At 41.1% G+C, this 11,590-nt stretch carries 9 protein-coding genes; 4 read left to right on the top strand and 5 right to left on the bottom strand.

The genetic code is table 11. The features are described from left to right. Positions 1-7: 7 nt before the first annotated feature. From CYP26_RS00950 to rsmA, 5 genes are read right to left on the bottom strand one after another with little or no spacing between them, the layout of a single operon-like run. Positions 8-592, bottom strand: coding sequence for a tetratricopeptide repeat protein (locus CYP26_RS00950; RefSeq protein ID WP_103630030.1), 585 nt, complete (start codon positions 590-592; stop codon positions 8-10). A gap of 57 nt (positions 593-649) precedes the next feature. Next, entirely contained in the window at positions 650-1,423 is a 774-nt protein-coding gene (locus CYP26_RS00945; protein ID WP_009295179.1) for a pseudouridine synthase, read from the bottom strand. 1 nt (position 1,424) lies between these two features. Beyond that, positions 1,425-2,378 (bottom strand): KpsF/GutQ family sugar-phosphate isomerase, encoded by a 954-nt coding sequence (locus tag CYP26_RS00940; protein ID WP_103630029.1) that lies wholly within the window; start codon positions 2,376-2,378, stop codon positions 1,425-1,427. Between the two features lie 9 nt (positions 2,379-2,387). Next, positions 2,388-4,541 carry a ribonuclease J gene (locus CYP26_RS00935; protein WP_180997058.1) on the bottom strand — a complete coding sequence of 718 codons (2,154 nt, stop codon included), beginning with the start codon at positions 4,539-4,541 and terminating at the stop codon, positions 2,388-2,390. Next, entirely contained in the window at positions 4,507-5,349 is an 843-nt protein-coding gene (gene rsmA, locus CYP26_RS00930) for a 16S rRNA (adenine(1518)-N(6)/adenine(1519)-N(6))-dimethyltransferase RsmA (RefSeq protein ID WP_103630115.1), read from the bottom strand. The genes CYP26_RS00935 and rsmA overlap by 35 nt, the downstream gene beginning before the upstream one ends. Before the next feature lie 107 nt (positions 5,350-5,456). On the opposite strand from rsmA, the gene CYP26_RS00925 reads away from it, so the two are divergent. Genes CYP26_RS00925 through rlmN form a run of 4 tightly spaced genes read left to right on the top strand, consistent with a single transcriptional unit; the run spans position 5,457 to position 11,315 of the window. Beyond that, a complete protein-coding gene (locus CYP26_RS00925) occupies positions 5,457-8,735 on the top strand; it encodes a DEAD/DEAH box helicase (protein WP_103630028.1) in 3,279 nt (1,092 codons plus the stop codon). Positions 8,736-8,737: 2 nt separating this feature from the next. Continuing rightward, complete coding sequence (gene hisF, locus CYP26_RS00920) at positions 8,738-9,493, top strand: imidazole glycerol phosphate synthase subunit HisF (RefSeq protein WP_054197330.1); 756 nt, start codon at positions 8,738-8,740, stop codon at positions 9,491-9,493. Then, the gene (locus CYP26_RS00915) at positions 9,493-10,173 is read left to right on the top strand and encodes a purine-nucleoside phosphorylase (protein ID WP_103630027.1); all 681 of its coding nucleotides are present in this window, start codon (positions 9,493-9,495) and stop codon (positions 10,171-10,173) included. Before hisF ends, CYP26_RS00915 begins: the two co-directional genes overlap by 1 nt. Beyond that, positions 10,170-11,315, top strand: a complete 1,146-nt coding sequence (gene rlmN, locus CYP26_RS00910; RefSeq protein WP_103630026.1) for a 23S rRNA (adenine(2503)-C(2))-methyltransferase RlmN — start codon at positions 10,170-10,172, stop codon at positions 11,313-11,315. The genes CYP26_RS00915 and rlmN overlap by 4 nt, the downstream gene beginning before the upstream one ends. The last annotated feature ends 275 nt before the right edge of the window (positions 11,316-11,590 follow it).

Genomic DNA, 11,590 nt, shown 5'->3' with positions numbered 1-11,590 from the left:
TACGAAGTTAGTCGATTTGTTTTAGATGATTGATCGTTTTAATCATAGTTTTAAATATGATCTCAATCTTTTCATCATTCTCGTCTGCGGCAATCATTTTATTAAGATAGTCGCACCCATCTTGGAAACCTAGAGCGCAAGCTTTAAAAACGTATCTTTTTGCCGAGTCATAGTCCTGCTTTGTGCCTTTGCCTAGCGCATATAAGGCACCTAAGTTATGGCAAGCTTCGGCGATGTCGCCGTCACAAGCCTTTTTGTATAGCTCGGTAGCCTTGTTATAGTCTTGTTCTACCCCTTGATCTTTTATATATAAAACACCCAAATTTAGGCAACTACCAACAAATCCACCATCGCATGATCGTTTATATAGCTCGGCTGCTTTGTGATAGTCTTGTTTTACACCTTTGGCATCCTCGTATAAAAATCCTAAGTTATGACAAGCTCGAGCAACATTATCGTCGCAAGCTTTTTGCCATTGTTTGGCGGCTTTATCAAACTCGCCTTTGTTGTAAGCTTCAAACCCAAGCTCAAAAAGATCTTTAGAAAAGCTGGTAGTTAGTAGGATCATGGATAAAAGGACAGCCTTTTTCATTTTTCTCCATTTTTATAAATTTAATTTGCCTCTTCGTTAGAGAAACAAGCCAAAATGTTAGTATCTAACGTTATTAACTTTTAAAAAGTCTCTTAGGTCTTCGTATTCGCTATTTTCGAAGTAGCGCCATTTGCCAGGCTTTAGCATATCAAGGCTAACACGTCCAAAACTAACACGTTTTAGATCCATCACTTCAAGGTCAAAGTAGCCAAAGAAGCGGCGAAGCTCTCTGTTTTGACCCTCGTTGATGATGACCTTTAGTTTTGTGTAGCCACCGCTTGAGCCAAAGACTTTATAGGCTAGAAATGGCTTAAATTCCATTGATTTTATAGTGGTTTTTGCGTGCGCGCCTTTGGTGGCATCCTTGGCGAAAAAGCCATTTGTCATCGCCTCTATCACCTCTTTTGTCACCTCGCCTTTTACTTTTAGGTAGTATTCGCGCTCTAAGTCGCTATTCATGAGCGCTGTGGCGATCGCTGGAGCGTCAGTTAGTAAAAGTAGCCCCTCGCTTGCGTAGTCTAAGCGTCCCACGCTAACAAATTTTGCAAATTTCTTATCTAACGTGTCGTAGATCGTCTTTCGTCCGCGGTCATCTTTTTTGCTAACTAGCTCGCCCTTTTGTTTGTGATAAACGATAACAGTAAATTCCTTTTTTAGCTTTATCAAACGGCCATTTATGCGCACTTTGTCATCTTCATCCACGCTTGTAGCAAGGTCGCTAACCACACGCCCTGCTATGCTAACCTTGCCAGCTTTTATCAGCTCATCTGCCTCACGGCGTGAGTAGTTTGTGTTGTGTGAGATAAATTTATTTAGTCTTGTTTTTTCCATTTTATAGTCCTAAATTTGCAAGGTCATGGATGTGTAAAACACCCACAGGCACGCCATTTTCTACGACAGCTAGAAGCTGAATTTTATACTTTTCTATGAGTGCTAACGCATCTACGGCTAACATCTCTTTGTCATTTATCTCTTTTGGATGCATGGTTGCAAATTTCATCGCTGGCTCTTCTAGGTCAAAGTCCTCTCTCATAAGCGCGCGCCTAAGATCGCCATCACTTAAAAGAGCGTCTAGCACGCCATCTTTATCGACGATGAGAACAGTGCCAAGCTTGCCATGTGTCATAGTATCGATGGCGCTTTTTAGGCTTGCATTCCAGCGGACTATCGGCAAATTTTCGCTTCTCATCACATCTTTGACCTTCAAAAATAGCCTCTTGCCAAGGCTACCACCTGGATGAAAATTTGCAAAGTCCTCTTTTTTAAAGCCGCGCTTTTGCATCAAACAAACAGCTAACGCATCGCCAAGGGCCAACGTTAGTGTGGTTGATGCTGTTGGGGCGGCATTTAGTGGGCATGCCTCTTTTTCTACATTTATATCTATAAAAGCGTCGCTAAATTTACCAAGCGAGCTTGTCTTGCTTCTTGCCATGGCGACGATTTTCACGCCAAAGCGCTTTACGTGAGGCAAAATTTTGACAAGCTCATCGCTCTCACCACTAAAGCTAATGGCTAACAAAACATCGTCTTTTTCTATCATGCCTAGATCTCCATGCATGGCCTCTGTTGGGTGTAAGAAAAAGCTTGGCGTGCCAGTACTTGCAAGCGTAGCAGCGATCTTTGCGCCCACATGACCGCTCTTGCCCACGCCTGTTACTATGACTTTGCCCTTTGCGTTATATATCAAATTTACAGCATCTTCTATCTCTACGCTTTTAGCGTGTCTTAAAAGTTCGTTTGCCTCTATCTCTAAAACTCTAGCTGCGATTTGGTTCATTGTCTGCATAAATTTCCCTTACATTAGATAGATGATCGGCACGATAGTTGGGTACTTTTTGACCTTTCTAAAGATGTGCTTTCTGATCACTTGGCGCACTTGTGACTCGAGTAGTCTGCTATCTTTCAAAAGCTCCTCTTTGACGTTGCTTAGGTATTGTTCTAGCACGCCCTCCATCTCTTTTCTAAACTCGGCGTCTTGCTTGTCGCCCACAAGGCCGTAGCTGATGACGCGAGGCTTGTTGATGAGCTTTGCGCCGTGACGTGAAATTTGAGCGATTATCATAACAACCCCTGCTTCAGCGAGGTTTTGTCTGTCGATGACGACATCGTCTGCGATTTGTTTATTTATTTGATTATCTATGAAGACTTTACCAGTTTTTACCGTTTTTACACGTTTTAGGTATTTTTGACAAACCTCCATCTGATCGCCGTCGCTCATTAGATAGATATTTCTCTCATCCACACCACAGCTAATAGCCGTCTCTTTGTGCTTTGCGATGTGGTTGTACTCGCCATGCACTGGCAAGAAAAATTTTGGTTTTATGAGGCGAAGCATCAGCTTTTGCTCTTCTTGTGCTGCGTGGCCGCTGACGTGGATCTCGCTAAAGTCTTGGTAAGCGACGCTCGCACCTGATTTTAGTAAGAAATTTAGCACCGTTGAGACGCTATTTTCATTGCCTGGGATCGCTTTTGAGCTGATTATGATCTGATCAGTCGGCTTTATCTTTATATATTTGTGCTCGTCTGTCGCCATGCGGTAAAGCGCGCTCATGGTCTCGCCCTGGCTGCCAGTAGTGACGATAAGTACTTCGTCATCTTTAAATTTACCAACCTCGTTTGCGTCGATGAAAATTTTCTTATCAAGCTTGATGTAGCCAAGCTCCATGGCAGTGTATAAATTTCGCTCCATCGATCTGCCGATAACACAGACTTTGCGGTTGTATTTTAGTCCCCACTCGATCGCTTGATAGACGCGGTGGATATTTGAGCTAAATGTACTCATTATGACACGCCCTTTTGCCTTTGAAAATATCGCGTCAAAGGTCTTGCCAACGCTGCTTTCGCTCTTTGTAAAGCCCTCTTTGTAGCTGTTTGTGCTATCGCTTAATAGACAGAGCACGCCACGCTCGCCATAATACGCTAGTCTGCCAAGGTCTGTTGGATAGCCATCTATCGGCGTGTGGTCGATCTTGAAGTCGCCTGTGTGGATGATCGTGCCAGCCTTTGTCGTGATCGCAAGTGCCGAAGCGTCGATGATAGAGTGCGTGATGTGTATCCACTCGACCTCAAAGTCACCTATGAGATAAGGTTTTCTTTTTTCGACTGATCTAAAGAGCGAGCGCTCTTGTTTTAGCCCATGCTCTTCAAATTTATTATTTATCATGCCAAGCGGTAACGGTGTGGCGTAGATAGGAAATTTAAACTCTTTGTAAAAGTAAGGCACCGCGCCGATGTGATCCTCATGTGCGTGCGTGATGATGACGCCTTTTATCTTATCTTTTATCTTGCGAACGTAGTCAAAGTCTGGGATGAGGATATCCACGCCGTGCATGCTCTCGCTTGGAAAGCTCATGCCGATATCAACGATGATAGCGCTAGTTTCGGTCTCAAAGACGGTCATATTGCCGCCGATCTCGCCAAGGCCGCCAAGTGGAGTTATGCGAATTTTATGTTCGCTTGAGTTTAGATACTTTAGTGGCTCAAGTCTTAGCTCGTGAGTAGCTTTGTTTGCCTCCATCGCGCTTGCAATATCTTGCTGCCACTGCTCGTTGCCATTTAGCTTTGCAGGTAAATTTTTCTTTGGTTTTTTAGCCTTTTTTGGCTTTTCTTTTTGCTCTTTTGCCTCGTTTTTAGCTTCAGCTTTTGGCTCTTGTTTTGGCTTTTCTTTTTGCTGTTTTTGCTCTTTTGGCTTATTGTTTTCGCCAGTTTTGTTTTGATTTTTGTTATTTCTTTGCTTTTTTGGGCGAGGATTTTGACTCTTTGGCTCGGCGTGCGTTTTGGCTTCAGCCTGCTCTGCTGCAAAGAAGTTATCTATCACGCTTTTGCTTGCTAGTGATGTTTGCTCGGTAGTTTCGCCCTCTTGTTTTGGCTTATTTTTTGGTCTAAATCTTCGTCTTTTGTTGTTTTTGCTTTGATTAGTTACAACTTTCTCTTCGTTTTTGTCGTTCATTATCTTCCTTTAATCTTTCAAATACTTTTAGATAAGAATCGACATCTAGTTCGTGTGGACGTAAATTTTGAGCTAAGCCTAGGTCTTCAAAAATTTCTTCTAACGCCTTTTTGTCAAAATTTGTGGATAAATTTTTCAAAAGCGTCTTTCTTGGCGAAGCAAACGCAGCTCTTAAAAATGCTTTAAAAGCCTCGTATTGTTTTGCATCTTTGAAAATCCTGTCTTTACCAAAAATCTTTTTTGTTTTTTGTAGTTTGATGACTGAAGATGTGACCTTTGGAGGTGGATTAAAAAGCTTTGCATCCACGTCAAACAAAAGCTCACACCTGCCTTGTAGTGATGCGAGGATCGATAAAGCGCTAAATTCTTTATCCCTGCTCTTTGCACTAAATTTAAGAGCAACCTCTTTTTGTATCATCACAATAAGCCCAAGGCATTTTTCATCATCTATCGCATTTAGTATCATCTTCGTAGCAACGTAATAGGGCAAATTTGCGACCAAAAAGTAGTTCTCGCTACTTAGTCCGCCCTCTTGCTGCCACTGTTCTAAAGCATCTTTACAAAAAAGTTTTAATTGTCCATTTTGGATCTCATTTGCAAATTTGACCTTTAAAATTTGAAACAGCTCACAATCTATCTCAAAAGAGGTCGTCTTATAAATTTGCAAAAGTCTAAATGTCAAATCACCTAAGCCAGGCCCAATCTCAACGACGTTTTCTACGTCCTTGGGTATCGCTTGGATGATCTTATCTAGTGTCGCTTTGTCTTGTAAAAAATTCTGTCCAAAGTGCTTTTTTGCCTTTATCATAGCCGCGATATTAGCCAAAGATTACTTATACTATGATTACAAGTTTAGTTTAATCATATATAAAATGGACTATAATCGCTAAAAAACAACAAAATAAGGCAAGAAATTTGAGTAGGGCAAATACCTTAAAATACTTTTTATTATCACAATATTTAGAACCAAAAACCTTAGACGAGCCAAAAAAGACAAATAGCAAATTTAAAAAATCAATAGACCTTGAGATCGCAAATTTCGATGAGAAATTTGTCCAATTTTTAAGAGCGTTTGATAGGTCGCTTTTAAAAAATGGTGTAGAAATTTCGATTTATGGCGGCATTTTTGAGACGGACTTACTCGCTCTTGCGATATCAAAGCTAGCAAAGGTGAAATTTGAAAAAGAGCAAATTTTAGATGAGTTGCGCTCTGAGCAAACGAGCTTTGAAAAGGCATTTTGTTATAAACTTAAGCTCTCTGGCGATCTACTCTTTTGTAAAAATGAGCAAAATTTTGCTCTAAAAGATGCAAATTTAGATGATGAGCTAAGCCCATTTTTTACGCCAAGCTCATCAAATGAGCTCTTTATCCCAACTGCTCCTTGGGCGATGGTGCGCCTAAACCATTTAAAGGAGATCAGCCAAAACGACTTTAACAAAGAGTGCGAGCACATCAAGGATAAAATTTCTATCCATAAAGAGAAAATGAAGCTTAGCGACTATGTAAAAGCGGTGCATGAGGAGCTAAAAAGCTCGCTAAAGACGCCATTTTGTAAAGATGTGATCAGGCTTGAAGTAAGGATCGCTGATCCAAATTTTAAGGAGAACGACGCCCTTTTAAATAGCTTTTTTATAGATGATATAAATTTGCTTATCAAATTTTACGAGTCAGGCAGGACGCACGAGCTGACGGACCAGTTTTTAGACGAGGGCAGTGAGAATAAATTTGAGAGGCTTGACGTTAGAGATGAGCTAAATCAAAGGGCGGTGAGGGACTTTTTTAAGGCTGAGCGCTACCCAAGATCGGCTTTTGCGAGTGATTTTGCCTTAAATTTCTCACAGCAAATGGCACTAAATAACATCATAGAGAAATTTAAAGAAGGTAACGGCGGGATTTATAGCGTAAATGGCGCTCCAGGTACGGGCAAAACGACACTTTTAAAGGACGTGATGGCTGAGGTTGTCACACTTAGGGCGATGAAGCTCGCGCAAATGAGCAGGCATGATATCTTTGAGCCAGTTTATGACAGCGACGAAAAGGCGCTTTATTTTAGGCTAAATGACGAGCTGCAAGGCTACGAGATGGTCGTTAGCTCTTGCAACAATGGCGCGGTTGAGATTTTGAGCAAGGAGCTAAGTCAGTTAAAGAGCATAGGGGATTATGCGGGCGAGATTGATTATTTTAAATTTATAGCCACAAGGCTGCTCTCGGCTGATGAAAAGAGTAAATTTGGCGAGAAGTCCTTTATCTCAAAGCCAGCTTGGGGGCTTTTTTGCGTGGCGCTTGGCTCAAAGCAAAACAAGTCAAATTTTGTTTTTAATGCAATTAATGGCGTAAAGATCGAGGCTACTCATAGCCAGTATGATGAGATCTCAAAAGAGTATGGCGAGTTTTTGGAGCAAGATGGCTTTTTGATGGGGCTTGGCAAATATCTGGCAGTGGGCGAAAGGACTGATGATTTTGACGAGGCGAAGGAGAAATTTAACCTTGCGCTTCACGAGGTAAATTTACTTTTTAGTGAGATCAGGATCAAAGAAGAGGAGCTAAAGAGCCTAAAAAGTGAGCTGGCTGATGTCGATAGGAGGCTAGAGAGCTATAACTCAGCCAAGCAGATAGAGGAGCTTTTATCTCCGCTTGAGAGTGAATTTACTAGCGTTAGTGGCGAGCTTGAAGATAAAAAGGCTGAATTTAGCGAGCTAACAAGAGTTGTTAGTCAAAATGAAGCTTTGCAGGAGTATCTAAGCACACCAGAAAAGCCGCCATTTTTTCTCTTTCAGCAGATTTTTAAGACAGAGGCCTTTGAAAAGTATAATGACGAGGCGTTAAAGGTTGGCGAGATAAACCGCCAGATAGCTGAGCAAAATTTAAAAGCAAGCAAGCAAAATGGCGAGAGTAAAGAGAAAAACGAGGCAAGGTTAAATGAGCTAAAAGACGAGATAGTAGGGCTTGAGAGCAGGGCTGCAGAGCTAAATACTAAGATAAATCTCTACAAAAGGCTGCAAGGCGACTTTGCTAGACGCCAAAAGATACTTGGTAGGAGCGAGGAGCTAGATAGCTATCTAAACGGCAGCTTTAGCAAGAGTAATGAGGAAATGCAAAAGAGTATGCCATTTATGATGGAGCGTGGCATAGATGAGAAATTTCACAAGACAAAGCTTTTTAGGGCTAGGATAGAGCTTTTTAAAGAGGCGCTGAATTTGCATAAGGCAGCGATATTTTCCTGCAAAGAGGCTGTTAGGACAAATTTACGTGCCCTTAGCGTTATCTTTAACGATGAAAAGATGGCTGAGAAAAACGGCTTAGAGGCAAAGCATAGACGCGAGATCATCAAGGGGCTCTTCTTGCTAACGCCTGTTGTTAGCTCGACTTTTGCCTCGTTTAATAACACTTTTAAAGACTTTTTAAATGGCGATATAGGCATGCTTTTGATAGACGAAGCAGGGCAGGCAAATTTAACTAACGCGTTAGGCGCCTTGCTTCGCTCAAAGATGGCCGTGGTGGTTGGCGATCCGCTTCAGCTTGAGCCAGTCGTAACACTGCCGGTTAGTTTAAATAATGCGATCCTTAGTTACTGCGAGGCAAAAGAGGAGTTTAACTTGCTTAAGTCCTCTGTGCAACTAAGAGCCGACAAAGCGCAAAAGATCGGCACATATATAAAAGGTAGCGGCGAGAGTATCTGGGTCGGCTCACCACTGATCGTGCATAGAAGGTGCGCTAACCCTATGTTTGAGATCTCAAACGAGACTACCTACGATGATATGATGATACTTGGCAGAAGCGCGGCTAGTAAATTTGCAAACACTAACGTGCAAACAAAGTGGATAGATGTTAGAAGTGAAGAGTGGATAGGCAACTACAATAAAGCCGAGGGCGAGGTGGTTAAAGAGCTCTTGGCAGGTGAGCTAGCTGGTGAGAAAAATAACATCAGAATAATAACGCCATTTAAAGATGTTTGTAGAAATTTAAAAGGTGCAGGCACTATCCACACTATGCAGGGCAAAGAGGCTGATGTTATTGTCTTTGTGTTAGGTGGAGCTACAAAGGGCGCTAGAGCTTGGGCTGCTAGCAAGCCAAACCTGCTAAACGTGGCACTAACAAGGGCAAAAGAGGTTATTTACATAGTTGGAAACCGAGAAAATTGGGCGAGTTTGCCATATTTTGAGGTGGCAGCTAGAAAGATAGATAAAGGATAAATTTGAATCATTTTGCAAAACGCATAATCCCATGCCTCGATGTAAAAGATGGCAGGGTCGTAAAAGGTGTAAATTTTGTTGGACTTGTCGATGCTGGTGACCCAGTCGAGATAGCTAAAAGATACAACGACGAGGGCGCTGACGAGCTTTGCTTTTTGGATATCACAGCCTCTCACCTTGGCCGTGATACGATAGTTGATGTGGTAAAAAAGGTCGCAAGCAAGCTTTTTATACCTCTAACCGTTGGCGGAGGCATACGCACGATCGATGATATCTCTCGCCTTTTAAATGCGGGCTGCGACAAGGTGAGCCTAAACTCATCGGCGATAAAAGATCCAAATTTGATCGACGAAGCGGCTAAGAAATTTGGCTCGCAATGTGTCGTCGTAGCGATCGACGCTAAAAAGATCGAAAATGGTTATAGTGTTTTTATAAATGGTGGCAGGATTGATACCAAAAAAGATGCCTTTGCTTGGGCAAAAGAGGTCGAGTCGCGCGGAGCAGGGGAGATATTGCTAACGTCTATGGATAACGACGGTGTCAAGCAGGGCTTTAGTCTGGAGCTAACAAGGATTTTTAGTGCGCTCTCTATACCGACTATCGCAAGTGGCGGTGCAGGGAAAATGGAGCATTTTAAAGATGCTTTTGAGGCTGGAGCTGATGCGTGTCTTGCTGCTTCGATATTTCACTTTGGCGAGATCGAGATAAAAAAGCTGAAAGAGTATCTCAAAGCAAATGGCGTTGAGGTTAGGCTTTGATGTTAGTTATCTCGGCTGGAAAAAACGAAATTTTTGACTTTGCCTTGCCGATGGGGGTGGGGCTAGTCGATATGGCGATAAATTTGACAAAGTTTTTGCAAAAAAGATCGTGCATTGGAGCGGATGAAAAGGGTATAAATTTAAAAAACATTGATCCACACTATCTTGCAAAGATCGAGGCTAAATTTGCAAACTCATCAAACCCAGAGCTGCAAAATTTAAGCCAAAATTTGTCAAAAAATCCAGAGCGAAATTTATATCAGATGCCAGAAAAGATAGTTTTTGTTGGCTCAGCTGGCCTTTATAAAGATGGTGAAATTTTGCAAATTTATGAAAGCTCGGTTGGGGCAAATGTTGAAATTTCTAGCATAGAAAATAGATCTTATTCGCCTATCGAGTGTGAAATTTCTTCTATCGTTTCACGTGGAACTATCAAAACAAATTCATCAAATTTCATAACGACAGACAAAAATTTGGCTCATAAGATGTTTGAAAAGGGATATTTTTTAGAAAATATGGAGTTTTTTTCTGTTCTAAAAGTGGCTCAAATTTTTAAAATTCCAGCTTACGGAATTTTCGTAGCGACAAATTTTTGTGATAAAAATGCGCATACTGATTTTATAAAAAATCACTCTGCGGCCAAAGAGCTACTAACAAAATATGTAAAGGAAAATATGTGAAAAATTTGCTTGATCTTAGCATCGAAGAGTTAAAAGAGTTGGTCTCTCCCTCTTTTAGAGCGACGCAAATTTATGAGTGGGTGTACAAAAAAAATGCGACAGAATTTAGCCAAATGCTAAATTTACCAAAGGATATGCGTCAGTATCTGGCTGAGAAATTTTATCTCGATCCTCTAAAATGTGTGAAATTTGAGCAAAGTAGCGACGGCTCTATCAAGTATCTTTTTGAGCTAAAAGATGGTTTAAAGATAGAGAGCGTTTTGCTGCCGATGAAAGAGGAGATCAGCGACGAGGATGGTAAGGTTAGTCGCCATGCTCGTTACACTGTTTGTGTTAGTTCGCAGGTTGGCTGTAAAATGGGCTGTGCTTTTTGCCTAACAGCAAAGGGCGGACTTGTTAGAAATTTGACTGCTGGCGAGGTCGTAGGGCAAATTTTATGGATAAAAAGAGAGAATAACATACCATACGAGAGGCGCATAAATGTCGTTTATATGGGCATGGGCGAACCGCTTGATAACCTTACTAACGTTAGTAAAGCGATCAAAATTTTAGCACTTAATGAGGGTCTAGCCATATCACCACGCCGTCAAACCGTATCAACAAGTGGGCTTGGTAGTCAGATAAAAAAGCTTGGTGAGATGGACCTTGGGGTCTTGCTAGCTATATCGCTACACGCTGTTACTAACGAGCTAAGAAGCCGCTTGATGCCGATAAATAAGGCGTATAATATCGAGGCTGTTATGGACGCTGTTAGGGGATTTCCTATCGATATGCGAAAGCGTGTGATGTTTGAATACCTTGTTATCAAAGACCTAAATGATAGTGTTAGTGATGCAAAAAAGCTGGTAAAACTACTGCATGGCATCAAGGCAAAGGTAAATTTGATCTATTTTAATCCGCATGAAGGCAGTGAATTTGGACGACCTGAGCTTTCTAACATGCTAAAATTTCAAGAATATCTAAGAGATCATGGAGTTACTTGCACGATCAGACAGAGTAAAGGACTTGATATAAGTGCGGCTTGCGGACAGCTAAAACAGCGAAATGAAAATCCAAAATTTAAAACTAACGTTATCGATAAGAGTACAGCTAAAGCAGAAGAAAAACCAACTAACGATAAAACTAACGTGAGTAAAAAATGACAGCTCTTGATATCGCCGAGATAATTTTTATAGTGTTGGTTGCTGGTGTTGGACTTGGACTTATCATTAAAGTTTTAAAAGAAGAGAATAAAACTTCAAAATAAATTCTAAAAATTTGGCATGAAATTTTTGGGTGAAAACTAAAACAAAAAGTCGATTGCCAAAATTTAAATCACAATATAGGACACTAAAAAATCTAATTCTATTTTTTAATAAAAATTCTGTTTCAAAATTAAAAGCAAAATTATGAAAAATTTTTGTAGATTATTTTTACT

This window comes from Campylobacter concisus, assembly GCF_002913225.1.
Lineage (GTDB): Bacteria > Campylobacterota > Campylobacteria > Campylobacterales > Campylobacteraceae > Campylobacter_A > Campylobacter_A concisus_J.
Note: the sequence above shows the minus strand (reverse complement) of the source record. Positions and strands in the feature narration are given on the sequence as shown.